The following is a 23,705-nucleotide window of genomic DNA, read 5'->3' as shown; positions in this document are numbered from 1 at the left end:
GCATAATATAGAAAATTTTTATTTTTCCCGATTATGCAATCCTTTTGGCTTATCTTCCAATTACTGTTCTGTCTGGCGATCGGCTTTTTGTGTGCCAGAAAGTTACCTCAAACTGTTGTTAAAGTATCTTTTGCCGTTCTACCCTATTTTAGTTATGTGCTACTGATCGCGATAGCTTTTGAGTTTTCACAACTTCTCGACGAACTAAAGCACCCTTATCAAATTCTGAGTACCTCTCTCAGTATTGCAGCAATCACTTCACTGGGTGCCTTTACCTGTTGTTATCTACTGTTTAAGTGGGCAGGCTATCAACCTTCCTCAGGACGGGTTTCTACACAACTGGTAATTAAATCACTCATCAATATCAGTTATGCCTTTATTGCGCTCGGCATAGGTTATTTGCTGCATGCGGGTTTAGGTAGCTTAAATATTCAGGCACAAATCAGTACCTGGCATTTACTGCTGGTATTTATGTTCCTGATCGGACTCGATCTTGCCTATTCCCCACTCGACCGCTCATGGCTAAACTGGAAAATTCTGCTGGTACCACTCGGTTGTATTCTCGGTTCACTACTGAGTGTACTGCTCTATGCGACATGGCAATCTGATATCAGACTTCAAGACCTGATTATGCTATCGCAAGGTTATGGCTTCTACTCGATGAGCGGTATTGTGATAACTGAACTCAGAAATGCTGAATTGGGCAGTATTGCACTGATGAATGATCTGTTTCGGGAAATCTTTGCAATTTTACTGATGTATTGTCTTGGCTGGCGCTATCCACGTGCCGCAATTGCAGCTGCAGGTGCAACATCTATGGATGTCACCTTACCGATGGTAAAACAGGCCTGTGGGAATGATTTTATTCCGCATGCCATGTTAAGCGGTTTTATTTTGTCGGTATTGGCACCGATGACGGTCAGTGTTTTAGCAGCCATCTAATGCATTAGCTCTCTTTAAATCTCTCCCAAAGGGAGAGAAGTGAAGCTTTTAAAATAATAGAAGAAGCCCCCTTGGGAAATGAGGAGCCTCAAAATATATTTTGAGTTCGCAAAGGTGAGGGAAAATATTGAAGAATCATTTTCAAATACTTAAGTTAATCTCCTAATAGCTCTTCCACTGTATCAACCATCTCTGAAGCCAGCTCTACAATATCAACGCCATCAAGACGTGCCATCCAATTCCATGAACTCGCAGAGTTATACTGTTTCTGAAGTGTTTGCCGTTCAAGCTGATCTGCTATTTTTTCCAATTCATGATTTTGTTCCAGTAATTTTTGTTCTCGCGTTTTCACTGTAAATTCCTTTTTTATTTTTATACTGTTTTTTCAATGTATAAAAAAAGCCTTTCGTTTGAAAGGCTTTTTATCGGATTGATAGAATTACAAGGTTGCCAGAATATCTTTTAAAGTCTGACGCATATTTTCAGATTTGGTAATCGGACGACCAATCACTAAATGTGTGGAACCATCCAACATTGCTTGTTTCGGTGTCACAATACGCTTTTGGTCGTCTGCATTTGAGCCTTCCGGACGGATCCCCGGCGTTACCAAAGCAAAATCTTGTCCTAAAGTTTCACGTAGCATTTTTGCTTCTTGTGCTGAACACACCACACCATCTAGACCACTGTCTTTGGTCAAAGTAGCAAGACGTTTCACATGCTCAAAGGGTTCAATATCCAGACCAATATCTTTTAAATCTTCACGACCCATTGAAGTTAATACCGTTACCGCGATCAGTTGAGTATTATAATTCCCAGCTTTAAGACGCTCGACACAGGTTTCCATCATTTTACGACCGCCAGAAGCATGTACATTCACCATCCATATACCCAGGTCTGCGGCTGCACATACTGCCTGCGCAGTAGTATTTGGAATATCGTGAAATTTCAAATCAAGGAAAACTTCAAAACCTTTATCTTGCAGTGCTTTGACGACTGATGGGCCTTCATGGGTAAATAACTCTTTACCAACTTTTACACGGCAAAGCTCAGGGTCTAATTGCTCGGCAATCGTTAATGCGTCATATTGGCTTTTTGCATCCAAGGCAACGATAATACTCATAACAAGACCCTTCAAATTGACAAAATTAAGGCATTATACGGATTTCAGCTGTATGAACAAATATATAAATTATGAAAACCGTTTCCTAATTCAATTTAAATCTCTTATTTGTAAAACAATTTTTTTAATTAATTTTATTTTCAATGGGTTTATAAAACTTAAAGGCATAAAAAAGCACCCTGAGCAAGACTCAGAGTGCTTTAAATATAATCAGGAGAAGTTTAAATAGTCAAAGTTATGACATCACATCCTTATAAAGGTGTCGAAGGTCGATCCTGAGGATGGATATCAACAACTGTCTTTTCATGGCGTGAATGAGCAGCTGCTTCTGCTGCCATCAGTTTCGCTGTATTCAGCTGCTCTTTACGAAGATGGTCTATGTCTTTACGCAGTCGCTTAATTTCCCAGCTGTTTTGGAAAACTTTAAATACCTGTACACCCAGCAGTAGGCCAAGAATGACACCCAATGACAGTGTCAACAACAATAACAGGCCTAAACGCATTGCAGGAACCTGAGTAAATAACAGGTCTACAGATAGTTCAGTTCCATTTTGCAATACCAGTGCCAGTGAATACCCAAATACAACGAGTAATAAAACGACGAGTACGTAACGCATAACACGCCCCTTGAATTATTTGTTTGCTGATTCGTTTACAGCATCACGTAGTGCCTTACCTGGTTTGAAGTGTGGAACTGCTTTTGCTGCGACTTCAACAGACTTACCGGTTTTCGGGTTTCGGCCAATACGTGGCTCTCGATGATGCAATGCGAAGCTGCCAAACCCACGAATCTCAATACGGTTGTCTGTCGATAATGCTTCGATCATTTGATCGATCATGATCTTCACAGCTTCTTCAACTAAAGGCTCAGCTAAATGCGGGTTCTTTAGGGAAATACGCTCTATTAAATCAGACTTATTAAGTGCTTCAGTAGTCATCTGCGACCTCTTTAATTATCAAGCTACTTGGACTCTCTATGGCGATAATAACCTGTTTAAATACAAAACGGTAGCGCAATAATTAAATACTACGCTACCGTTTACAGTAATCGTTCAGAAAATATTAGTTAACTTACATTAACAATACATTTCCTGTGCTTACTTAGTTGCTCATTTGCGCCTTGATCAGGTCACCAATAGTCTTAGGACCATTTTCTTGACCAGCAGCAGCTGTTTTCAAGTTAGCAACAGCTTCTTTCTCTTCAGCTTCGTCTTTCGCTTTGATAGACAAATTGATAGAGCGAGATTTACGATCTACATTGATGATCTTAGCTTCAACTTCTTGACCAACTTCAAGGAACTTAGTTGCATCTTCAACGCGGTCGCGGTTGATTTCAGATGCTTTAAGAGTCGCTTCAACTTCGTCAGCTAACTTAACTGTAGCGCCTTTAGCGTCAACAGCAGTTACAGTACCTTTAACAAGCGCACCGCGTTCGTTAGCAGCTAAGAAATCGTTGAATGGATCGCTGTTCAATTGTTTGATACCAAGGCTGATACGGTTGCCTTCAGCATCTACAGACAAGATAACCGCTTCAACTGTGTCACCTTTCTTGTAACGACGAATCGCTTCTTCGCCTTGTTCGTTCCAAGAGATGTCAGACAAGTGAACTAGACCATCGATACCGCCTGGTAAACCGATGAAGATACCGAAGTCAGTGATAGACTTGATCGTACCAGATACTTTCTCGCCTTTGTCGTGGTTCTTAGCAAACTCTTCCCATGGGTTAGCACGAGTTTGTTTGATACCAAGAGAAATACGACGACGCTCTTCGTCTACTTCAAGAACCATAACGTCAACTTCGTCACCGATCTGAACTACTTTAGATGGGTGGATGTTTTTGTTAGTGTGGTCCATTTCAGACACGTGTACTAGACCTTCAACGCCTTCAGCGATTTCTGCGAAACAGCCGTAGTCAGTTAGGTTAGTTACGCGAGCTTTAACGATAGAACCTTTAGGGTAACGGCTCATGATCGCTAACCATGGATCTTCGCCTAATTGTTTAAGGCCTAAAGATACGCGGTTACGTTCGCGGTCGAATTTAAGTACTTTAACAGTAACTTCTTGACCAACTTCAACAACTTCTGATGGGTGCTTGATACGTTTCCAAGCCATGTCAGTGATGTGAAGAAGACCGTCGATACCGCCAAGGTCAACGAACGCGCCGTAGTCAGTAAGGTTCTTAATCGTACCAGTAACTGTTTGACCTTCTTCAAGCTGAGCAAGAAGCGCTTCACGGTCAGCTGAAGATTCAGCTTCCATAACAGCACGACGTGAAACAACAACGTTGTTACGTTTAGCGTCAAGCTTGATTACTTTGAATTCTAACTCTTTGCCTTCTAAGTGAGTCGTATCACGAATAGGACGAGTATCAACTAAAGAACCAGGAAGGAACGCACGTACTGGACCGATGTCAACAGTGAAACCGCCTTTAACTTTACCAGAGATAACACCAGTAACGATTTCGCCGTCTTCAAAGATTTTTTCAAGTTTAGTCCAAGTCTCAGCGCGTTTAGCTTTTTCGCGAGAAAGAACAGTTTGACCCATACCGTTGTCAAGTGCTTCAACAACTACGTCTACAGTGTCGCCAACTTGAACTTCAAGTTCGCGTTGTTCATTTAAGAACTCAGCACGGTCAACAACGCCTTCAGATTTAAGGCCAGTGTCAACAGTTACCCAGTCAGAGTCGATGCTTACTACAACGCCTTGGATGACTGCACCCTTTTCAACGTTGAGGTTTAATTCGCTTTCTTCAAAGAGGGCTGCAAAAGATTCGGTCATGATATTTCCGATAAAGTCAGCGGTCTTGGATCAGACAAGGCCGGTTTAGTTAAGCGTCTACATAGTCCCATATAAAACTGATCGAGCTATGCGTCTGCTGAATTTGATAATTCGGTTAATGAGCTAACTGGCTGTCGATATAAGCGGTCATCAGATTAAATACTTCATCGATACCCAGTTCTGAGCTGTCGATGATATAAGCATCTGTTGCCGGCTTGAGCGGAGCGACCGTGCGTTCCATATCTCTTTTATCTCGAGCCTGTATATTAGCTAAAATGTCGCTTATTTTAGCATCCAGCCCCATGCCCTGCAACTGCTTTACTCGTCTGTTCGCACGTGATTCAGCCGATGCGGTCAAATATATCTTGGCTTGGGCATTCGGAAAGATACTGGTTGCCATGTCACGACCATCTGCCACCAGACCTGGTTCTTGTGCAAAAGCATGCTGACGACCCACTAAAGCAGCTCTAAGTTCAGGAATTGCGGCAACTTTTGAGGCAAACTCACCAACACGTTCAGTACGGATAGTATGGGTCACATCCTCACCTTCTAACCATACCTGTATTCCGGTTGCAGTACTTGTAAACTGGATGTCTAAATTTGTAGCAATGTGTACGCATTTTTCCAGTTCATTATCTAATGAGTCCAGCAAATCCTGCTGCTGCAATGACAATCCAAGCAGGCGATATAACGCACCTGAATCTAACAGATGGAAACCGTAATGTGCTGCAATTTTCGCAGCGAGTGTCCCCTTGCCCGAACCACTTGGTCCATCAATGGTAATAATTTGAACTGTCATTGCTTTTCCATTGTTGTTTAAACAGATTTTGCGAGTTTCGCGAAGCCTAGTTTAATCCCTGCTTTTAGCTGTGCAAGGATTAATTTGCTGACAAAGGGTGCACGAGTCTGTAATTCAATAGTATAGGTCACCAGCGTTTTATCATCTGAAACTGCTTCAAACTCAATAATACCCAAGTGATGTTTCACCAGCGGATTTTTAATAATTTTATATTCAATCCGCGAATTCGGCTCAAGCAGTGTGATCTGTTCCTTTAACGGTTTGATCGGCCCAATGCCCAGGCTACGAATTGACCCCAGACCATCAGGACGTTCAGGATCCGCAGAATCCTTGATACGTTCCACCTGAATCGGGGCAAAGGCTACATTATAAGTTGCGTGTTTAGACAACAGGTCAAACACCTGCGCTAAAGGTGCAGGAAATTCTTTTTTTACTTGTATGGCGTTCATCATAAGTCCTGGTTGGGGTTGTTATTTTTAAGGGTTAATATTAAACAGAATTCAGGCCTGATTCTGAGCATTCATTTGCCTTTCTTGTAACTTTAATTGTCTTTTCTGTTCCCGGCGCATTCTAAAGAAATCGCTGAGCTGCCCGGCACACTGAGCTTGCAAGCATCCCGATTCAAACTCAAAAACATGATTGTAGTAGCCAGTTTCAAAGAGCTTACGTGCACTGATCAGTGAGCCTGCTTTCGGCTCTGTGGTACCAAAAACCACGCGGGAAATCCGTGAATGTACCAGTGCCCCTACACACATGGTGCAAGGCTCCAAAGTCACGTAGAGAACTGCATCATCAGGTAGACGGTAGTTTTGAATAGCTTGACAGGCTTCACGAATGGCCACAATCTCTGCATGTGCGGTAGGGTCATTCAATGAAATTGGAGAATTGAAGCCTTGACCAATAATCTGGTTATTACTGACAATAATTGCACCCACAGGAATTTCTCCCTGCGCTGCCGCTAATGCAGCCTGCTCGTAGGCAAACTGCATCCATTCTGCATCGGTTTTAATATATTCAGTCATGAATCAGCTAATGACACCATACTGTCTTAATAGCGCATTCCAGCTGTCAATTTGAGTAACTGGCGGATTATTGCCAAAGATACCTTTCAGACTCAGGTCAGCACCTTTCTCCCATTCCGGAGATAGGTCCTTATCGACCAGACGTGCACGCACACCTTCGACAAAGTCCGGATGACGAATTTTCCAGTCAGAAATCTGGATTTCCAGCTCAAAAACTTCATTCCAGGAATGTACCTGTTTACCCCATTGCCATAATAGCCAAGTTAAAGCAGCAGTTGCTGGAGAGCCTTTTTGAAGATTTTCACTGGCTTGACGCAGCCAGTCGCTGCGCGCATCCCTTAAACCAACAATAGCTTCATAATCATGTTCAAAATTAACGCCACGGCAGACACTATGAATAACATCAAGTGAATTTTGCAATGGTCCAGGCCCTACAGGACGATGCATACTGTTTAACGTATCATCAATAGCGCGGAAATCTCCCGCCGGATAATGATCCCAGTCAACATTGACCATTTTGTGCAGAACGGCATCGCGCTGCATATCGCAGATATGGGTTGCCCAGCCAATACCATAAGCACCAGCCGCAGTCATGATTGAACCAGTTAAACCGGTAAATAAACCAATCGCACCACGGTCTGCTAGGAAACGCGTTGCACCAACATCTGGATACAGACCGATATTGATTTCAGGCATGGCCAGACGGGAATATGGCGTTACCAGACGGAACGGTGCCGCCATAAATAAACCTAGACCACCACCCATCACATAACCTTCACCCCATACCAGCACTGGTTTGGCATAGTTATGTAGCAACAGATCTAAAGCATATTCCTGCTCAAAGAATTTGTTCGCAGTTGCAACTTCGTCATTAATGACTAACTGACGCAATTTACGTACATCCCCACCTGCACAGAATGCTTTAGGGGTAGTCGAATCGAACCAGATTGCTTTTACATTGTCATCGTGATGAAAATCTTCAAAAACCTCAAGCAAGGCCGATGCAATGGTTTCATCCAGTGCATGTAGTGATTTCGGACGATTTAATCGAACGATGCGCCATCCATTTTGGGCTTCTTCGACAATCAGATCCGAGTGATATTGTTTTGATACAGGAGAATATGTCATGCGTCCAGCTGCCAATCTATAGGCTCAATGCCATGTTGTTTAAGATAATTGTTTGCTTTGGAAAATACCTTACAACCAAAGAATCCGCCACGGTTTGCCGACAACGGCGACGGGTGTGCGGCTTTAAGTACAAGGTGTTTATTCTGGTCAATGCGTTGTCCTTTACGCTGCGCGTAAGCACCCCAAAGAATAAAGACTACATTTTCACGTTGTTCATTAATGACATCAATCACGTGATCAGTAAATTCTTCCCAGCCACGTTTTTGATGTGAAGTCGGCTGGCCCGCTTCTACGGTTAATACTGCATTCAGGAGCAATACACCTTGCTCTGCCCAATGGGTCAAGTTGCCATGTTTAGGAATAGGCACGCCCAGATCCGAGTGCAACTCATGAAAAATATTACGCAAAGATGGAGGCAATGCAACCCCTTTTTGCACCGAGAAACTCAAGCCATGTGCTTGATTTGGACCATGATAAGGATCTTGCCCTAAAATCACCACTTTCACCTGATCCAGCGGTGTCGTATTTAGCGCATTAAAAATCAGATGATTCGGTGGATAAATAACTTTATCTGCTTTTTTTTCTTCAATCAGAAAATTTTTAAGTGCATCCATTTTTGCACCGAGTAAAAAATCACTCAGGCTATATTTCCAGCTTTCATCCAGCTGGACTTTATTCAGTTTTGCAATTTGCTGTTCAGTTAATAAAGACATTTTTTCATCCTAAATTGATGTCATGCAGTTTAAAACTGAAACAGCTTAAACTTTTACCTGTAAGTCTACGGTTGGATTGTGGAATGGAATCCCCTGTTTCAACTTGCTGAACATATCAGGATCAGTCCATTCAGCTTGTACCTGTTCAGAAAATTCAATCTGATCCAGGTTAAGTAGCCCCATTTGCTCATTTTCGATATCTTCCAAAAAGCTTTGCGCGTAACCGGTATCGGTTTCATGCACAATCACGGAATACACCTCGACATCTCCTTCACCATTCTGGGTAATGGTTGAAGCCAGCACTTGCTGCGCTAAAAAGAAGAAAATACGCGAGAACTGTTCAGCAGACGGCGATACTGGCAATGACACCCAACGTGCACTAAAATTCTTGCAGGCCTGAATGTATTCGGGATTATCGTCCTGCCAAAAGCAGATAGCATGATCGAATGAATCAAAAAAGTCCTTGATGACACCTTTTAGCAAGCCAAAGTCATATACCATCTGACCATGATCGAGCTTAGAGGCTTTCAGTAATAATTCTACTTTATAACTATGACCATGGATCGAACGCTTACAGCGATCCGATGTGCAATTTCGCACGATATGAGCATTTTCAAACTTAAATAGCTTACGAATTAACATGTGCCGTAATGTCGTCAAAAAATAGGTGAATTCACTACAATTATAAAGCAAAACTAGAAGAAGGAGGATTAATTTTGCAGTTCACGTTAATAGACAAAACGGATCATATACAGCTTCTACGCACTCTGGCTGAAGTATGAAGATAATTTAAAATGGCGCCATACTGCGATACGAGACATAGACTTGCTTATCTTGCCGTATCAGATCACTGCTAAACTGACGCTTACGTTCACTCAGCATCACTTCAATCCGTGCTTTAAAGAACTGGGACTTTACGCCCAATAATGTGGCAAACTGGTTACGATTTTCAGCAGCTATCTGATCAAAAGGAGCAACTTGCCAAAGTTCAGATACATTAGCAAAGTGCTCCTGTTTACCAAATTTAAGATCCAAAGCTTGTTGCACAGCATTCACATCCAGCTTGTCATCCAGACTTGCCAGCAAAGCCGCTGGTGCCGTATTGATATTCACTTGCGTATCCTTTAGCGGGGCTGCCGTTACGTATTTTAGCAGCAGTTTATAGCGGCTCTCTTCAAAACCTCGTACCAGCTTGAGTTGTTCTATACTATGAAAATTGGCATTGGGTGGCAATGCAGCATTTGGCAAACCTTGATAATGAATGGATTCTGCTCCCATAGCACCAATTGGCAGTTCATCTTGATCCTGCCAGTCAATCACTGCTTCACTTAATTGTTCCGGTAATCCAACCCGTTTCAAAATCAGTTCAAACCATTTTTTCGCCGGTTCATTTACGGTTCCATCTTCAGCCACCAGACTGTTCAGATTAAACTTGCCCGACTCATCCTCTAGCCTGCCAGCAATATAGCCATCATCCACAGGAAAAGGAGGCATCTGTTGTGCCCAGGTTTCGTTCAGATGATCAATATCAGCGGCATTTTCAGCGTCATTTACAAGCAATTCGGAAAAGAAGGCTTCAGCACTTTTGGCATACATCAAGGACTGATTCTGGCGCATCAGATAAGCTGTACTTTCCGCAGTCGCAGCCTGACGTTTGGCAATCGTTGCCGCCAGGATGGTTGCCAGTGCAACCATCACCAGAATGGTTATTAATGCGATGCCCTGTTGCTGCTTCATACTTCGATCCTATGAGCTGCCTATATTATTGGTATTATTTGACAGATAATCTGTGTTCAGCAGACTGAACAACCATTCATATTGCACACCCTGTACAATCAGATTGATCTTGATGCCTTTCGGTAAAAGCTGCTTGTTTTCAGTACGATTTAAATCCAGTCCACTTTCCGGCCATTGTGTGATTTCATTTGGATTCAGTGCAGTAATTTGAAACTGTTCTACATCGCTCAGCAATATGCTCGATTCCGGTTGATCGCGTCCGGTCTGGTTCAGGTTCCTGAATTTAAGCCGATAGACTTTTTGCTCATCCGCCCGATATTGATATTCTACCCGCTCATCCGGTGCAATGCCTTGTTCCAGTGGATCCGTAACACCAGTCTTACTAAAATTAAAACGACCATCTTGCAATACTAAAGCTGGCTGAATATCACCATTTACATTTGCGGTTAAGGGTACTGTTTGCACCATATCACGCAGAATCTGCTGATAGCCCTGCTGTAATTGATTTAACTTTTGTTCATGAAGGGTATTTTGATCGCGCGTGACCCGGATATGATCAAAGACCTGCCATCCTAATGCAGACAATACGGCAAAGATCGCAATCGCAACCAGCAGCTCAACCAGGGTAAATCCATTTTTTTTCATTGTATCTGATTCACCCGATGATTAAAAAACACCAGACTACTGACACCAGATTCCAGTTGCCCAGTATCAGCATCGACAATACCGACCTGAATATCAACACGCTGTACATTTGGGCTAATAGTTGGTTCAGATTTCTTATCAATCTGCCAGGACTCACCCTGCTGGGTAATCTGCCGGGATGAAGTTCCTGTTAGCCATTCCTGATTGACTTCCATTTGTGCTGCTTCATTTAAAGCAACAAACTGAGCTTTGGTGCGTAAGATGGCATGGGAAGTCGACTGGGTATATTGCATTGCCACTTTAGTCAGTGCCATGGCTGCGGTAGCAAAGATTGCCAGTGCGACCATGACTTCCAGCAAAGTAAAACCTGAGGCACGATTAAGTCGAGTAACACTCGACCTGAGCGGCATCGTCGCGCAAGAAAGTCCGAAAGCTATGCTTGAGGAGCAGCGATAAACAAAACAACGTTTCGTTCGAGCGCAAGATGACGAACTCTGTTCGGAGTGCATACGATTAAATCGAGCAATACTCGACTTGAGCGGCATTGTCGCACAAGAAAGTCCAAAAGCTGTGCTTGAGGAACTGCGATGAGTGTAATGCTGCTTCACCGCTGTGTAAGATAAAGAGCTATGCTCGAGGTACACATAATGAAATCGATCAGTACTCGTCTTAAATGACTTGATTGCATCAGCTCCAGCACTTTGCTTGAAATATTTAAATTTCATTGATTTTACCCAGGTGGTCGATTTCAATCGCAGAGCCGACTTCATTATTATCAAGATAAAACTGAATCCGTACCGGCTTCACTTCCCCATTGCCGAGCCAAATCAATTTTGGCGCATCCTGCATGGTCAAATCCCGGTTTTGTGCATTTTCATAACGCTGGTCCAAGAGCTGAATCTGCAAAGATACTTTATCTGGCAAAGCTTGGGTCTTAAATTCAGTATAGTGAATCCATTTCTGTGATGTGCTACTTAAGCTAAAATCAGTATTGGCAGAATTTTTTTGATATTCCACCACAGTGTACTGAAATGGGCTGACATCCGTTGCCGGCTGGGTCTGCAAGGCGAGCACCCGCGCCTGATCATTCGCTTCACGTAAAATGCGTTGTGAATCCAGCATAAACACTTCACGTGCCTGCATCGCTTTACGCTGATCTACCCCACCTATATTCAGCATCACCAGAGATGCCAGAATTCCCATAATGACAATCACCACCATCAATTCAATGAGTGTAAAACCACGATTTGATGATAGAGACTGGATTTTCATGGAATGCCTTTAAGCAAACTGCTCAACCGAATTAATTTTTTTGGGTAAAGCCAGAGCCTGGTCGATATAGGCCACACGTAAAGTATCACGAGAACCAAGGTAACGCTGATAGAAACTGGAGTTCAGGATTGCAGCTGCACCATGAGTTAGCGACCAGATCGAAGCAAGATAATCACGTACTGGCATACTGCTTTGAATTGATTCCAGATAGCTTTCTGTCATGCGAATAATCAGACGTAAACGCTGTTTCCGGATCTGGTAAAGCTCAGTAAATAATTGCTGAATACCCACCCCAGTCGTCGATAAGCGCTCCTCAATCTGATGAAACAGTACCGTACGCTCCGGATGATGCAGATGATGCAACATGAAGAAAGCCAAATGTTCTGGAAAAGCCTTTTCCGCATCCTGGATCATTTCCAGCAGCATACGTTCATTACGGATAATGAGCAGCATGTACAGCTCATCTTTGCTTTGGAAATGTTTATAGAGTGTGCCTTTAGCCAAATCCAGTTCTGCAGCCAACGCATCTAGCGTCATACCGGCTTCACCATTTTCAAGTAGCAGCTGTTCTGCCACTTGAAAAATCAAGGTTTCTCTTGCTCGAAACTGAGCCTGACGATCCATCTTCACCCTATAACTCTCTTCTGCTCTTATTTAATTCGTATTACTTAAAACTTAGAAGATTTTCAAAATTCTGCATTGTGATTGCAGCCATTTCTTCCAAGCTCTTATCATATACATCACATAAGGCTTTGGCTACAAATGGAACGTATTTCGGTTCATTTGATTTACCCCGATAAGGCACGGGTGCCAGATAAGGACTATCTGTCTCTATCAACACGCGATCCAGTGGAACCTGCTTCGCCACATCACGTAAATCCTGCGCATTTTTGAAAGAAACAATGCCTGAAAAAGAGACATAATAACCACAGTCAAGAACTGCTTTGGCTGTTTCCCAGTCTTCGGTAAAACAGTGTAAGATGCCATGTGTAGATTTTTCAGCGCGAATGATATCTACTGTGTCATGCTTGGCTGAACGGGTGTGGACCACCACCGGTTTTTTCACGACTTGAGAAGCATGGATGTGGCGTGCAAAACATTCTTTCTGTTCTTGGATAAAATCAGTGCTATGGAAATAATCCAGACCTGTTTCACCTAAAGCCCAAACTTTTTCTGGCTGTGCCAGCTCAACCAGATAATCCGTAGTTGCGCGCGCCATGGTTGCAGCATCTTCACAAGGATGCACACCCACGGTGTAGCCTACATCAGCATGTCGTGCCGCAATCTTGGCCAGTTCGATATGATCATCAAGATCTACCGAAATACTCATAAACTTGGAAACACCTGCTTCACGTGCCTGTGCCAATGCCAGATCCAGATCACCGCTGTAAGGCGTTAAGTCGAGTAAAGTTAAATGACAATGCGTATCTACAAACACGGTGTAGTCCTTTTCAGCAGGGAGAATTACATAGTGTAGCTTCTACGCCCTGCAGATTTAAGCCCCGTAGTCAGTCGTTCGGCCTCATTTTTAAAGAAAATGCCTTTATCACCGCTTAACTGGATGCCAAAACCTTGTGGTTTAATGCCATTTTGTTTTTGTGATACCCAGATGACTTTACCGGTTAAAGGAATTTTTTGTGATTGTTCAGGTAAAGTAGTCAGAACGAAAACTTCATCCCCGAGCTTTACTGTCTGATTGGAAGGAATAAAAAGACCACCGCCTGCAACAAATGGCATATAACTGGCAAATAGAGTTTCAATATCAGGAATATTGGCCTGAATAATCCCCCCCATACGTGATTGCATATTCTTCTCCTTGTTCGTTAAAGATTCATCAGTCGAATACAGAGCTGATCCAGAACCAGATTGCTTTGTACATTCTGTTCCAGATACTGCTTGGACTGCTGAAATTCCCCATAAATATCAAAAAGCTGTTCTAATGAATATTGTTGAGCCAATACATCAAATTCCAAATCGATGTTTTTAACGGCTTGATTTAGCTTGACACAAATCAAATCCGACAACAAGTATTCAAACATCTGCCCAAAATCACTAAAGTTCAGGCTTTTGTTCCATCGCGTCGCAATTGCGATCGGCATATTTTTTTCTATAACCAGTTTTTTCCAGTCTTGCAAAAAATCCTGACGCATCGGCATCCAGGCACTCTGAGCCACTTCAATCGCCTGTAACGGCATCTGATTGGCCAGATTCATTAATAATTGTTGTTGGGAAGATCCTGCATCTGGTAAATATTCGTTTAAATAATTTGTGGCCTGATCTGATGTAATGCGATCCAAAGCAAAATGCTGTAAACGGCTACGAATTGTCGCGGGTAATTTTAAGTAATGATCAGCCAGCAGAATAATGACAATATTTTCACCCGGCTCTTCCAGGGTTTTCAGCAAAGCATTGGAAGAGGCAATATTCAGTGCTTCAGCAGGCTCTATGACAATAACACGCCAACCATCAACAGTTTGCTGCACAAATGGCAATAAATCCCGGATCTTTTCAATCTTGATTTTGGCATTCTGTTTTTTGTTTTCTTCATCGGTACTGATATAAACATAATTGGGATGAGTATCTGCTTTAAGCCACTGACAACTGCCACATTCACCACATGGCAAATTGCGCATATGACGATTTTGACATAATACCCATGCTAGAAATTGCTGGGTAAAAGCTTCCTTACCACAACCCTTTTTGCCATAAAACAGTAGTCCATGCCCAAGCTGGGGAAAACGCCCAGTAAGCGTATCCCAGACTTGTTGTTGCCAAGGATAAATTTGTGCGGTGGCATCAAGCGGCATGCTAAATTCTCAAATTAGGCGAATACAGATGGATCAAGCTGGTTCAGACGATCCAGATCCTGCTGGGTATCTACACCAGGGGGCAAACTCACTTCAGCAACAGAGATGGCAATACGGTGACCATTTTCCAGCACACGCAACTGTTCTAAAGATTCCAGCTTTTCCAGAACGCCCATTTCCCAGGTTACATATTCCTGAAGCAACTTCACCCGATAAGCATACAGCCCCAAATGACGATAGGCCTGATCATGCAGTTTCTGCTCAGCTTGTTTTGCTCCATCACGATCATAAGGAATCGTTGCACGGCTAAAATACAGCGCCTGATTGTGCTTTGACATCACCACTTTCACGATACTGTCACGCTGAAATTCTTCAAGCTGATGAATCGACTCACAAAGTGTCGACATAGACGATTCTGGCTGATCGACCAGTAGCTGAGCCACCTGCTGAACCAGTTGCGCAGGTAATAACGGCTCATCGCCTTGGACATTAACGATAATATCATCACTTGCCCAACCTTTAATTTTTGCTACTTCACTTAGGCGGTCGGTTCCCGATGGATGATCAGGTGAAGTAATGACAACATCCACACCTTCAGCACGACATACGGCTGCAACACGTTCATCATCTGTCGCTACACATAGATCATCAAAACCTTTTACTTTACGCGCCTGATCAACCACACGCAGAATCATTGGACGACCATGAATCTCTAATAAAGGTTTACCCGGCAGACGTGAGCTGGCAAAGCGTGCAGGAATGACAATGTGTTTCATAATGAATAAACCTTAAGAAATAGAAATACCGTATTCACCAAGTTGTTGCTGCAAGATCGCATAACAGGCTGGCGATAATATTGCCTCAACAGGCACCACCCAGATATCACGATTAAATTCCGGATTCTGTTTGAGTAAAGTCATAATCTTTACTGCATCTTTCTCAGTGGTAATGATCGGATAATTATCTTCAAACTGCAGATCTTCAATTTCATAGTCATGATGATCCGGAAATTCATGGCACTGGAATTGCTGAATACCCAGGCTTTCCAAGGTCTGATAGAAACGCTGTGGAAAACCAATCCCGACGACGGCATAAAAAGGTAAGTTCGGATCAAAAGTCTGCAACCCTGCCCGATTGAGTAAATACGGCTGTGAGGGAGCCAAATGCATATGCAAGTCAGATTGCGGATGAGCCGTATGCTCAATTACAGTACCGGTTTTTAGACGTTCAACTGGCTCACGTAAATAACCTTCAGGCAGAAGTTTCTGATTGCCCAGACCACGATTATTATCCAGTACGATCCACTCAATCTGACGATTCAAAGCCCAGTGCTGTAAACCATCATCACAAATAATCAAATCCAGATCATGTTTGGACAATAGCAGCTCTATACTCTGCTGACGATTAGGACCAACAGCCATCGGTACACCCGTCGACTGGACAATCAGTGCGGGTTCATCCCCCACACTTTCTGCGGTCGCCTGCGTATCGACATAGCAAGGAAATGGACCTTTACCTCCATAACCCCGGCTGATCACGCCAACCCGGACATTTTGTTTTTCTAGATATTCAACCAAATGGATCAGTAATGGAGTTTTCCCACTCCCACCCACAGTAATATTACCAATCACCATCACAGGTACAGGTGCGGTATAACTTGCTTTAAAACCTTTATCATATAAGGCTTTATTTAAGCTAAATCCGATCTGGTACAGCCAGGACAATGGTCGAAATACAATCAGCCATTTAGCCTGTGTATTCCAGGCATCCTGAATGACCTGTGCCAGTGACATACTTATTGTTCCTCGAAGTTGCGTTGATGCAACTGGTAATAAGCACCCTTGCGGTTGATCAATTCCTGGTGGGTCCCCTGCTCCAGAATGCGACCTTGATCCATGACGACAATACTGTCGGCATTTTCAATCGTAGATAAGCGGTGAGCAATAACGATAGTGGTACGATCCTGCATTGCCGCATCAAAAGCACGCTGAATGAAGTATTCAGATTCATTATCCAGCGCACTGGTTGCTTCATCCAGAATTAAAATTGGTGCATTTTTCAGAATAGCACGCGCAATCGCAATACGCTGGCGCTGACCGCCAGACAGATTCAGACCTTGTGCGCCCAGCTCAGTATCATAACCATTTGGCAAAGCCATAATAAAGTCATGGGCATAAGCAGCTTTAGCCGCGGCAATAATATCTTCTTCTGCAGCATCTTCCAACTGACCATACGCAATGTTTTCACGCACGGTACGGTTAAACAGCACCACCTGCTGGTTTACCATCGAGATCTGGGTACGCAGAGCATTCAGCTCAAAATCTTTAATGTCTTTGCCATCAAACAGGATTTGACCGGAGCTTGCTTCCTGATAACGCATTAAAAGGTTTACCAGTGAAGTTTTACCTGCACCTGAGCGACCTACCAATGCTACTGTTTGTCCGGCTTTTACATCAAGATTCAGATCGGTTAATGCCTGATACCCATCAGAATAAGTCAAGTTCACATTTTTCAGCTGGATATTACCTTTTAAAGTATCTTTAAAAGTACCTGCATTTTTTTCTTCCGGCATATCCAGTAATTCAAACACTGAATAAGCTGCCGCCATACCACGCTGAATTTTTTCATTGACTTCAGTAAGTGCCTTGATCGGTTTAGACAACATACCTGCCACGGTAATATAAGCGACAAATTCACCTGCAGTCGTGTCACGTAAAATTTCCGGGCGCAAAGCCAGGAACATGACAATACTCAGCGCAATAGACATAATGAGCTGTACGATCGGGCTGTTGAGCTCTTTCACCACAACCATTTTCAAGCCACGACGCAAGTTTTCTAGAGAGTGCTTTCTAAAACGTTCCTGCTCGTACGTTTGACCGCCAAAGGCTTTTACCACCATATTGGCATTTACAGATTCCTGTACCACATGGTTCACATCCCCCATGGTGTTCTGCACTTGCTTGGACAGCTTACGCATACGCTGTGCAGCTTTGCGAATAAGCAGACCAATGATCGGTGCAAAAATCAGAATAATTAACGTTAAACGCCAGTTTGTATAAAGCAGATAACCAATCAGCGCGATTGTGATCAGACCTTGCTGCACAATCACTTTAAGTGAATCACTTGAGGCAGCAGTCAGCTGCTCAACGTTATACATAATTTTAGCAGTAATATGACCACTGGTATTATCCAGAAAATATTGCGAAGGCAGACGCATCAGCTTGGCAAAGACTTCCTGACGAATATTAAAGACCAGATTTCGGGAAATGACTGCAGTAAAATAGCCACCTAAAAACAAACCTACACCGCGGAAAAAGATCAGCAAGACCACCAGAAACGGGAAGATCGTCGTAAAACCCTGATCACGAGTCTGAATCGCTTCAATAATATATTCCAGCAACTTGGCAACCGAGACTTCTGTTGCAGCATTGATGGAAAAACCCAGGATAACCAGTAAGGCCAATCCCCAAAATTGTTTTAAATAACTGAGAAGACGTAAATAGACTTTTAAATCTTGCTTCACTAATAACCTCGGGTAGGTACTTTCGTACTGATGTTGATGTTCACAAAGCCAAGTTGCCCTGCAACATCCATAACGCGAATCACATCCTGATGTGCTGCTTTTGCATCAGCAGCAATCACGAACATTAAATCACGTCGTTCGTTAGAAATCTGTTTAATTGCGGTATTTAAATCAGCCACTTCTTTGCTCGCCAATGACTGCCCATTCACTGCATAGTGCCCATTTGCATCCACAGTGACTTCAACCTTTTGATCAAAGTTTTTCGGTGGAACTCCTTGCGCGTCTGGCAAGGTCAAATTCATACGGCTGAGTTGACTGAAAGTCGTAGAAAGCAATAGAAATACCAAGATAAATAACAGACAGTCAATCATCGGAGTGAGGTTGATATGAACATCTTCAACCTGATTGCGTTTGAATTTCATGACTCACCTCAGCTCGCCTTCTGAAGACTTTCATCCGCCTCTGAAGCATGCGAATAAAACAGGTCAGCATGAAATAAAGTGGCCTGCTGCTCCAGCTCGGCCACATATTCCTGTACCAGACGCTGAAAATAACGATGTGCAAATAAGGCAGGGATCGCGATCAGCATCCCGGCAGCTGTCGTAATTAACGCCTTGGAAATCCCCGGCATCATCAGCACTGGATCGCTGGTAGTACCCACGTCAATCATAAGAAAAGATTCAATAATTCCGATCACTGTACCGAGCAAACCCAGCAAAGGTGCAACTGCACTTAAAGTTCCCAAAAAATTGATATTTCTTTCCAGATAACCAATTTCCTGCGAAGCAACGACTTCCATCTGGGCACTTGCATATTGCTCGGTCTGTTGCTGGCTGGCAGCACCTGCTGCAAAAACACGGCCTAATGTACTCCCTTGCAGGGATTTATCTACATTTAGTTTTTGTATCACCTGATTGGCATTTTGCCCAGGACCCATCAAAAGCGCTTTAGGTAATATCAGGCTCTTTTTCAGGCGAATAAATCGCTCTAATGAGATGGCCACCATGAAAATCGAACATAATACGAGGGGTAGCATCAGCCACCCACCTGCTTTTACCAATTCCCACATCTGATTTGTCCCCAATCAAGAATCAAGTTTTATTCGTCATCCAGGATCGAAAGAATACCGTCTAGCTCTTCCAGTGAATGATAACTAATGACCAGTTTGCCTTTGCCCTGCTTGTTATAATCAATTTTCACTTCTGCACTAAAACGTTCTGACAGACGTTGTGTCAGTTGTTGAATATCCGGCGCTACGACTGGCTTTGGTTTATCCTGTTTTGGAGTATTAAAATCACGCACTAATTGCTCAGTCTGGCGTACGGACAGGCTCTTCTCAATTACCATTTCAGCCACTTTCAGCTGGTCTTTGGCTTTCAAAGTTAGGATCGCACGCGCATGCCCCATATCAAGCAACCCTTGCTGCATAAAGTCTTTGACCTCTTCAGCCAGGGTCAGCAAACGCAGTAAATTACTGACTGTCGTACGCGCCTTGCCTACTGTATCGGCAATTTCCTGATGGCTCAGACCAAATTCTTCATGGAAACGTTGCAGCGCCATTGCCTGATCAATTGGATTCAGATCCTGACGCTGGATATTTTCAATCAAAGCTAGCGCAATTGCCACCTGATCATTCAGATCACGCACAATCGCAGGAACTTCTGTAAGGCCTGCCAATTGTGCTGCACGCCAGCGACGCTCACCCGCAATAATTTCATAAGGATGGCGTTCATCATCTACCGGACGGATGACGATCGGCTGCATGATGCCATGCTTCTCAATTGAAGCAGCCAGTTCCTGCAAATCCTGTTCATTGATATAGCGACGTGGCTGGTATTCACCACGTTTCAACAGATTCACATCAATCTGCTTCAGCTGACCATGATCCAGACCTTGTGCTTCAAGCTGTAATTTTTCTTTTTGAATTGACCCCAGTAATGCATCCAAACCACGACCTTTGGCGAGTCCACGTTTCTTCACGGTCATGCTTTACTTCCTTTTTTCACTTTGCTTTTCTTTAACATTTCAGCCGCCAGATTGAGGTAAGCAACTGCACCCTTAGAACTTTTTTCAAAATAAATCACTGGCAAACCATGTGCTGGTGCTTCAGCCAGACGGATATTACGTGGAATCACGGTATCGTAAAGTTTCTTGCCAAAATATTGTTGTAATTCTTCAGAGACATCACGTGTCAGTGCATTACGCGCATCATACATGGTACGTAATACACCCACGATTTGTAGATCAGGATTTAAAGCCTGCTGAATCCGGTCAATGGTCTGAGTCAAATCAGCCAATCCTTCTAATGCATAATACTCACATTGCATTGGAATAATTACGCCATCCACGGCAGCTAAGGCATTCACGGTAATCAGGCTTAAACTTGGTGCACAATCTACAATAATATAATCAAATGATTTTTCAATTTCCTGCAGGGCATCACGCAGAATAAATTCACGGCCTTCCTGTTCGGCAATTGCCAGCTCTACACCAGCCAGATCACGGTTGGCGCCTAATACTTTATATCCAACTTCCGCCTTGGTAATTGCCGTTTCAATCGGCACTTCACCAAGCAACACATCCGTTACTGAATAAAGTAAATCATTTTTCTGAATGCCCGAGCCCATCGTAGCATTACCTTGTGAATCCATATCCACAAGCAGCACACGTTTTTTTAATACTGCGAGAGATGCCGCCAAATTTACTGCGGTTGTGGTTTTGCCAACGCCACCCTTCTGGTTTGCAATCGCAATAATTTGTGCCATGTTGACCCCAATTCCTTTGAAAATCTTAAATACGTTTTAATAAAAGTAAATGACGTTGTTCGTCTAAGCGCGGAACTTTTAGTTCAATAATCTCACAACTGAATTCATCTTTTAAAGCACTAACTTCATCTTGTGGAATCAGACCTTTCATGGAAGCAATAATACTTTGCTCATGCATATAAGGTTTCGATGCGTCTACAAAATCGGTCAATGATGCAAAGGCACGACTGGTAATCACATCAAACTGCCCGAGTTCATTAATACTGTCTTCATTTTCAACGCGTGTTTGCACCGCAATCACATTTTTTAGCTTCAGGTCAGCAATAAACTGCTTCAGGAAACGGATTTTCTTGCCATTTGAATCTAATAGTACGCAGTTACGTTCCGGCTGACATAATGCAATGATCATGCCCGGCATCCCGCCGCCGGTACCAATATCGAGCAGACGGCCTGATGGCAGATCCTTTAAAATGCTTAAGCTGTCTAGCAGATGCTTGACCAGCATTTCTTTCGGATCACGAATGGCAGTCAGATTGTATGCCTTATTCCACAGCACCAAAGCGTCCTGGTACTTGAGTAATAAATTTAAAGTTTCATCACTCAATGCTAAACCTAAAGCCTGGCTACCCTGCTTTAATTCCTGAAAAAACGTATGCATAAACAATTAACGCTCGAAAAAATTAGAAGAAAGTATACCGCTTTCTCTATATTGGCACAGTAGGGAGTGCTTAGTGAATATTCACTTAAGCATATTTCCCTTCACGAATTTCAGTATCCAGTGCAGCTAAACGCTCTGGCGTCCCTACATCAACCCAATTACCCGTCAGCTTTGATGCGGCAACCTGATTTGCCAGCATCGCCTCTTTAAGTAATGGCGCCAGTGGACGCTTACCTGCTTCCAGACCTGCAAACATTTTCGGGTCAATCACAGATACACCACTAAAGGTCAGATTTTCACCCTGAACATTCTGATCAAAGGTATAAGCTTTACCTTCAACCAAGCTAAAATCACCTTGTGGGTGCTGAGGTGGGTTTTGCACCAATACCAGATGTGCCAGGTTTTCACCCAGCTCCACTGTCAATAATGGCGCAAAATCCATGGTGGTCCAGACATCACCATTCACCAGAATAAAAGGCTGATCCCCTAATAAAGGCAAAGCGTTGATAATACCACCAGCAGTTTCCAACCCCTCACCTTCATGTGACCATAAAATCTTGACACCAAACTGCGAACCATCCCCCAAAGCTTCCACAAGTTTTTCACCTAGCCATGCGGTATTGATGACGATTTCATTCACACCGATCGCCGTCAACTTTTCGATATGCCAGACGATCAGAGGCTTGTCACCTACTTCCAAGAGTGGCTTTGGTGTATGCAGCGTTAAAGGGCGCATGCGATTACCTAGGCCTGCAGCCAAAATCATCGCTTTCATTTATGCAGCCACCTCATATGAACCATATTTTTCTTCAAAGGCTGGCAATACACGCTCATTGATAAACTGCATAAACGGCTGCAATTCTGCATAAGGTTTACTTTCTTCCAGCAGATACCACATCACACGCGGCAAATCTTTCAAATACCCCGATTTACCATCACGTTCAAACAGGCGCACAAAAATACCTAAAATCTTGATATGACGTTGAATGGCCATCATGTCGGCATCTTTCTTGAACTGACCAAAATCACGACCCTCTTTGGCAGAAGCCGGCAATAAGTTATAGAAAGTTTCAAACCAGCGATAGACACGGTCAGCATTCCACTGTACATAGGCATCGCGGGTAATCGAGATCAGGTCATAAGTATCCGCACCAATGACTGCATCCTGAAAATCGATCACGCCCAGATCTGTTTCACCTGCAATCTGCATCAGGTTACGGCTATGGAAATCACGGTGCACTATCACTTGAGGTTGAGCTAATGCTGCATTCGCCAGAATGGCAAAGGTGCGCTTAATCAGCGTACTTTCTGCTGCGGTCGGAATGACTTTTAAAGCCGGTAACATCCAGTCAGTCAGCAGTTCCATTTCCGAGATCAGTTTTTCATAAGAATACTCAGGAAAATATCCTTCGCCCTGAATAGACTGTAACTGAACTAACTGTTTAAAACTCTGTTCATAATAAGCATCGACAGTGGCGTCATTAAGCAGATCAGACAGCATCACATTGCCGAAATCTTCGAGCAGTAATAGACCATTTTCCAGATCCTTCGCCACAATGTGCGGCACGCGAACACCATTCGCATCAAAAAATTCATCTATCGTCACAAAAGGCACACAATCTTCTTTTTCTGGTGGTGCATCCATTAGCATAAATGTTTTATTATTCAGTTTGATTCGTGCATAACGACGAAAACTGGCATCGCCTGCTAAAAAATGAGTTTCAAATTGATCTGAACCGAGTACAGAAGCAATCCAAGATTGTATCAATTGTTCGCGTTGAGTATTCATTTGCAAT

Annotated in this window: 30 protein-coding genes; 1 reads left to right on the top strand and 29 read right to left on the bottom strand. The window is 43.2% G+C overall.

The genetic code is table 11. From position 1 onward, the window contains the following. Positions 1 to 33: 33 nt before the first annotated feature. Complete coding sequence (locus ACTJIX_RS01030; RefSeq protein ID WP_005222498.1) at positions 34 to 942, top strand: lysine exporter LysO family protein; 909 nt, start codon at positions 34 to 36, stop codon at positions 940 to 942. 154 nt (positions 943 to 1,096) lie between these two features. Here ACTJIX_RS01030 and ACTJIX_RS01025 read toward each other — a convergent pair whose 3' ends face one another. From ACTJIX_RS01025 to ACTJIX_RS00885, 29 genes are all read right to left on the bottom strand, one after another. Continuing rightward, positions 1,097 to 1,294, bottom strand: a complete 198-nt coding sequence (locus tag ACTJIX_RS01025; RefSeq protein WP_005222507.1) for a hypothetical protein — start codon at positions 1,292 to 1,294, stop codon at positions 1,097 to 1,099. A gap of 87 nt (positions 1,295 to 1,381) precedes the next feature. Continuing rightward, entirely contained in the window at positions 1,382 to 2,062 is a 681-nt protein-coding gene (gene pyrF / locus ACTJIX_RS01020) for an orotidine-5'-phosphate decarboxylase (RefSeq protein ID WP_005222508.1), read from the bottom strand. Positions 2,063 to 2,313: 251 nt separating this feature from the next. Beyond that, positions 2,314 to 2,679: a lipopolysaccharide assembly protein LapA domain-containing protein gene (locus ACTJIX_RS01015; RefSeq protein ID WP_004815608.1), complete on the bottom strand. Its 366-nt coding sequence runs from the start codon at positions 2,677 to 2,679 to the stop codon at positions 2,314 to 2,316. A gap of 15 nt (positions 2,680 to 2,694) precedes the next feature. Beyond that, positions 2,695 to 3,000, bottom strand: coding sequence for an integration host factor subunit beta (locus tag ACTJIX_RS01010; RefSeq protein ID WP_004815605.1), 306 nt, complete (start codon positions 2,998 to 3,000; stop codon positions 2,695 to 2,697). Positions 3,001 to 3,163: 163 nt separating this feature from the next. Next, positions 3,164 to 4,840: a 30S ribosomal protein S1 gene (gene rpsA / locus ACTJIX_RS01005; protein WP_004815604.1), complete on the bottom strand. Its 1,677-nt coding sequence runs from the start codon at positions 4,838 to 4,840 to the stop codon at positions 3,164 to 3,166. A gap of 115 nt (positions 4,841 to 4,955) precedes the next feature. Beyond that, positions 4,956 to 5,639, bottom strand: coding sequence for a (d)CMP kinase (gene cmk, locus ACTJIX_RS01000; protein ID WP_004892814.1), 684 nt, complete (start codon positions 5,637 to 5,639; stop codon positions 4,956 to 4,958). A gap of 17 nt (positions 5,640 to 5,656) precedes the next feature. Then, complete coding sequence (locus tag ACTJIX_RS00995) at positions 5,657 to 6,088, bottom strand: SRPBCC family protein (RefSeq protein ID WP_004892812.1); 432 nt, start codon at positions 6,086 to 6,088, stop codon at positions 5,657 to 5,659. Positions 6,089 to 6,139: 51 nt separating this feature from the next. Continuing rightward, complete coding sequence (gene tadA, locus ACTJIX_RS00990) at positions 6,140 to 6,661, bottom strand: tRNA adenosine(34) deaminase TadA (RefSeq protein ID WP_004815596.1); 522 nt, start codon at positions 6,659 to 6,661, stop codon at positions 6,140 to 6,142. A gap of 3 nt (positions 6,662 to 6,664) precedes the next feature. After that, positions 6,665 to 7,789 carry an enoyl-CoA hydratase/isomerase family protein gene (locus tag ACTJIX_RS00985; protein WP_005222514.1) on the bottom strand — a complete coding sequence of 375 codons (1,125 nt, stop codon included), beginning with the start codon at positions 7,787 to 7,789 and terminating at the stop codon, positions 6,665 to 6,667. Then, positions 7,786 to 8,502 (bottom strand): uracil-DNA glycosylase, encoded by a 717-nt coding sequence (ung, locus tag ACTJIX_RS00980; protein ID WP_005222516.1) that lies wholly within the window; start codon positions 8,500 to 8,502, stop codon positions 7,786 to 7,788. Before ung ends, ACTJIX_RS00985 begins: the two co-directional genes overlap by 4 nt. 45 nt (positions 8,503 to 8,547) lie before the next feature. Then, positions 8,548 to 9,144, bottom strand: a complete 597-nt coding sequence (locus ACTJIX_RS00975; RefSeq protein WP_004892805.1) for a 6-pyruvoyl trahydropterin synthase family protein — start codon at positions 9,142 to 9,144, stop codon at positions 8,548 to 8,550. A 147-nt stretch (positions 9,145 to 9,291) separates the two neighbouring features. Further along, entirely contained in the window at positions 9,292 to 10,239 is a 948-nt protein-coding gene (gene gspK, locus ACTJIX_RS00970; protein ID WP_005222518.1) for a type II secretion system minor pseudopilin GspK, read from the bottom strand. A 9-nt stretch (positions 10,240 to 10,248) separates the two neighbouring features. Then, complete coding sequence (locus ACTJIX_RS00965; protein ID WP_004815587.1) at positions 10,249 to 10,884, bottom strand: type II secretion system protein GspJ; 636 nt, start codon at positions 10,882 to 10,884, stop codon at positions 10,249 to 10,251. After that, a complete protein-coding gene (gene gspI / locus ACTJIX_RS00960) occupies positions 10,881 to 11,429 on the bottom strand; it encodes a type II secretion system minor pseudopilin GspI (protein ID WP_171063882.1) in 549 nt (182 codons plus the stop codon). The genes ACTJIX_RS00965 and gspI overlap by 4 nt, the downstream gene beginning before the upstream one ends. Positions 11,430 to 11,598: 169 nt before the next feature. Next, a complete protein-coding gene (locus ACTJIX_RS00955) occupies positions 11,599 to 12,156 on the bottom strand; it encodes a type II secretion system protein (RefSeq protein ID WP_005222521.1) in 558 nt (185 codons plus the stop codon). Positions 12,157 to 12,165: 9 nt separating this feature from the next. After that, on the bottom strand, positions 12,166 to 12,780 hold the full coding sequence (locus ACTJIX_RS00950) for a TetR/AcrR family transcriptional regulator (RefSeq protein WP_004892793.1): 615 nt from the start codon (positions 12,778 to 12,780) through the stop codon (positions 12,166 to 12,168). A 40-nt stretch (positions 12,781 to 12,820) separates the two neighbouring features. After that, positions 12,821 to 13,594 (bottom strand): TatD family hydrolase, encoded by a 774-nt coding sequence (locus ACTJIX_RS00945; RefSeq protein ID WP_004892792.1) that lies wholly within the window; start codon positions 13,592 to 13,594, stop codon positions 12,821 to 12,823. 26 nt (positions 13,595 to 13,620) lie between these two features. After that, the gene (locus ACTJIX_RS00940; RefSeq protein ID WP_004815576.1) at positions 13,621 to 13,962 is read right to left on the bottom strand and encodes a PilZ domain-containing protein; all 342 of its coding nucleotides are present in this window, start codon (positions 13,960 to 13,962) and stop codon (positions 13,621 to 13,623) included. Positions 13,963 to 13,979: 17 nt separating this feature from the next. Further along, positions 13,980 to 14,963, bottom strand: a complete 984-nt coding sequence (locus ACTJIX_RS00935) for a DNA polymerase III subunit delta' (protein WP_071320091.1) — start codon at positions 14,961 to 14,963, stop codon at positions 13,980 to 13,982. A 14-nt stretch (positions 14,964 to 14,977) separates the two neighbouring features. After that, a complete protein-coding gene (kdsB, locus tag ACTJIX_RS00930) occupies positions 14,978 to 15,739 on the bottom strand; it encodes a 3-deoxy-manno-octulosonate cytidylyltransferase (RefSeq protein ID WP_440611079.1) in 762 nt (253 codons plus the stop codon). Between the two features lie 12 nt (positions 15,740 to 15,751). Then, on the bottom strand, positions 15,752 to 16,756 hold the full coding sequence (lpxK, locus tag ACTJIX_RS00925) for a tetraacyldisaccharide 4'-kinase (RefSeq protein WP_440611078.1): 1,005 nt from the start codon (positions 16,754 to 16,756) through the stop codon (positions 15,752 to 15,754). Positions 16,757 to 16,758: 2 nt separating this feature from the next. Then, positions 16,759 to 18,486, bottom strand: a complete 1,728-nt coding sequence (gene msbA / locus ACTJIX_RS00920) for a lipid A export permease/ATP-binding protein MsbA (RefSeq protein WP_440611077.1) — start codon at positions 18,484 to 18,486, stop codon at positions 16,759 to 16,761. Further along, the gene (locus ACTJIX_RS00915; protein WP_004815566.1) at positions 18,486 to 18,908 is read right to left on the bottom strand and encodes an ExbD/TolR family protein; all 423 of its coding nucleotides are present in this window, start codon (positions 18,906 to 18,908) and stop codon (positions 18,486 to 18,488) included. The genes msbA and ACTJIX_RS00915 overlap by 1 nt, the downstream gene beginning before the upstream one ends. An 8-nt stretch (positions 18,909 to 18,916) precedes the next feature. Further along, on the bottom strand, positions 18,917 to 19,555 hold the full coding sequence (locus tag ACTJIX_RS00910; protein WP_440611076.1) for a MotA/TolQ/ExbB proton channel family protein: 639 nt from the start codon (positions 19,553 to 19,555) through the stop codon (positions 18,917 to 18,919). Positions 19,556 to 19,584: 29 nt separating this feature from the next. Next, positions 19,585 to 20,472 carry a ParB/RepB/Spo0J family partition protein gene (locus tag ACTJIX_RS00905; protein ID WP_004815563.1) on the bottom strand — a complete coding sequence of 296 codons (888 nt, stop codon included), beginning with the start codon at positions 20,470 to 20,472 and terminating at the stop codon, positions 19,585 to 19,587. Further along, positions 20,469 to 21,251: a ParA family protein gene (locus ACTJIX_RS00900; protein ID WP_004815561.1), complete on the bottom strand. Its 783-nt coding sequence runs from the start codon at positions 21,249 to 21,251 to the stop codon at positions 20,469 to 20,471. Before ACTJIX_RS00900 ends, ACTJIX_RS00905 begins: the two co-directional genes overlap by 4 nt. A gap of 25 nt (positions 21,252 to 21,276) precedes the next feature. Beyond that, positions 21,277 to 21,909 (bottom strand): 16S rRNA (guanine(527)-N(7))-methyltransferase RsmG, encoded by a 633-nt coding sequence (rsmG, locus tag ACTJIX_RS00895; RefSeq protein WP_076753747.1) that lies wholly within the window; start codon positions 21,907 to 21,909, stop codon positions 21,277 to 21,279. An 85-nt stretch (positions 21,910 to 21,994) separates the two neighbouring features. Next, a complete protein-coding gene (gene murU / locus ACTJIX_RS00890) occupies positions 21,995 to 22,684 on the bottom strand; it encodes an N-acetylmuramate alpha-1-phosphate uridylyltransferase MurU (RefSeq protein ID WP_440611075.1) in 690 nt (229 codons plus the stop codon). Further along, entirely contained in the window at positions 22,685 to 23,698 is a 1,014-nt protein-coding gene (locus ACTJIX_RS00885; RefSeq protein ID WP_180185082.1) for an aminoglycoside phosphotransferase family protein, read from the bottom strand. It abuts the gene before it with no gap. Positions 23,699 to 23,705: the final 7 nt, after the last annotated feature.

Origin of the sequence: Acinetobacter sp. 22323 (genome assembly GCF_052044895.1) — a bacterium.
GTDB lineage: Bacteria > Pseudomonadota > Gammaproteobacteria > Pseudomonadales > Moraxellaceae > Acinetobacter > Acinetobacter schindleri.
Note: the sequence above shows the minus strand (reverse complement) of the source record. Positions and strands in the feature narration are given on the sequence as shown.

Excerpts from the sequence above, each read along its gene's own strand:
- ACTJIX_RS01030 (WP_005222498.1), top strand. The coding sequence starts at position 34 with ATGCAATCCTTTTGGCTTATCTTCCAATTACTGTTCTGTCTGGCGATC.
- pyrF (WP_005222508.1), bottom strand. The coding sequence starts at position 2,062 with ATGAGTATTATCGTTGCCTTGGATGCAAAAAGCCAATATGACGCATTA.
- ACTJIX_RS01015 (WP_004815608.1), bottom strand. The coding sequence starts at position 2,679 with ATGCGTTACGTACTCGTCGTTTTATTACTCGTTGTATTTGGGTATTCA.
- ACTJIX_RS01010 (WP_004815605.1), bottom strand. The coding sequence starts at position 3,000 with ATGACTACTGAAGCACTTAATAAGTCTGATTTAATAGAGCGTATTTCC.
- rpsA (WP_004815604.1), bottom strand. The coding sequence starts at position 4,840 with ATGACCGAATCTTTTGCAGCCCTCTTTGAAGAAAGCGAATTAAACCTC.
- cmk (WP_004892814.1), bottom strand. The coding sequence starts at position 5,639 with ATGACAGTTCAAATTATTACCATTGATGGACCAAGTGGTTCGGGCAAG.
- ACTJIX_RS00995 (WP_004892812.1), bottom strand. The coding sequence starts at position 6,088 with ATGAACGCCATACAAGTAAAAAAAGAATTTCCTGCACCTTTAGCGCAG.
- tadA (WP_004815596.1), bottom strand. The coding sequence starts at position 6,661 with ATGACTGAATATATTAAAACCGATGCAGAATGGATGCAGTTTGCCTAC.
- ACTJIX_RS00985 (WP_005222514.1), bottom strand. The coding sequence starts at position 7,789 with ATGACATATTCTCCTGTATCAAAACAATATCACTCGGATCTGATTGTC.
- ung (WP_005222516.1), bottom strand. The coding sequence starts at position 8,502 with ATGTCTTTATTAACTGAACAGCAAATTGCAAAACTGAATAAAGTCCAG.
- ACTJIX_RS00975 (WP_004892805.1), bottom strand. The coding sequence starts at position 9,144 with ATGTTAATTCGTAAGCTATTTAAGTTTGAAAATGCTCATATCGTGCGA.
- gspK (WP_005222518.1), bottom strand. The coding sequence starts at position 10,239 with ATGAAGCAGCAACAGGGCATCGCATTAATAACCATTCTGGTGATGGTT.
- ACTJIX_RS00965 (WP_004815587.1), bottom strand. The coding sequence starts at position 10,884 with ATGAAAAAAAATGGATTTACCCTGGTTGAGCTGCTGGTTGCGATTGCG.
- gspI (WP_171063882.1), bottom strand. The coding sequence starts at position 11,429 with ATGCCGCTCAAGTCGAGTATTGCTCGATTTAATCGTATGCACTCCGAA.
- ACTJIX_RS00955 (WP_005222521.1), bottom strand. The coding sequence starts at position 12,156 with ATGAAAATCCAGTCTCTATCATCAAATCGTGGTTTTACACTCATTGAA.
- ACTJIX_RS00950 (WP_004892793.1), bottom strand. The coding sequence starts at position 12,780 with ATGGATCGTCAGGCTCAGTTTCGAGCAAGAGAAACCTTGATTTTTCAA.
- ACTJIX_RS00940 (WP_004815576.1), bottom strand. The coding sequence starts at position 13,962 with ATGCAATCACGTATGGGGGGGATTATTCAGGCCAATATTCCTGATATT.
- ACTJIX_RS00935 (WP_071320091.1), bottom strand. The coding sequence starts at position 14,963 with ATGCCGCTTGATGCCACCGCACAAATTTATCCTTGGCAACAACAAGTC.
- kdsB (WP_440611079.1), bottom strand. The coding sequence starts at position 15,739 with ATGAAACACATTGTCATTCCTGCACGCTTTGCCAGCTCACGTCTGCCG.
- lpxK (WP_440611078.1), bottom strand. The coding sequence starts at position 16,756 with ATGTCACTGGCACAGGTCATTCAGGATGCCTGGAATACACAGGCTAAA.
- ACTJIX_RS00915 (WP_004815566.1), bottom strand. The coding sequence starts at position 18,908 with ATGAAATTCAAACGCAATCAGGTTGAAGATGTTCATATCAACCTCACT.
- ACTJIX_RS00910 (WP_440611076.1), bottom strand. The coding sequence starts at position 19,555 with ATGTGGGAATTGGTAAAAGCAGGTGGGTGGCTGATGCTACCCCTCGTA.
- ACTJIX_RS00905 (WP_004815563.1), bottom strand. The coding sequence starts at position 20,472 with ATGACCGTGAAGAAACGTGGACTCGCCAAAGGTCGTGGTTTGGATGCA.
- ACTJIX_RS00900 (WP_004815561.1), bottom strand. The coding sequence starts at position 21,251 with ATGGCACAAATTATTGCGATTGCAAACCAGAAGGGTGGCGTTGGCAAA.
- rsmG (WP_076753747.1), bottom strand. The coding sequence starts at position 21,909 with ATGCATACGTTTTTTCAGGAATTAAAGCAGGGTAGCCAGGCTTTAGGT.
- murU (WP_440611075.1), bottom strand. The coding sequence starts at position 22,684 with ATGAAAGCGATGATTTTGGCTGCAGGCCTAGGTAATCGCATGCGCCCT.
- ACTJIX_RS00885 (WP_180185082.1), bottom strand. The coding sequence starts at position 23,698 with ATGAATACTCAACGCGAACAATTGATACAATCTTGGATTGCTTCTGTA.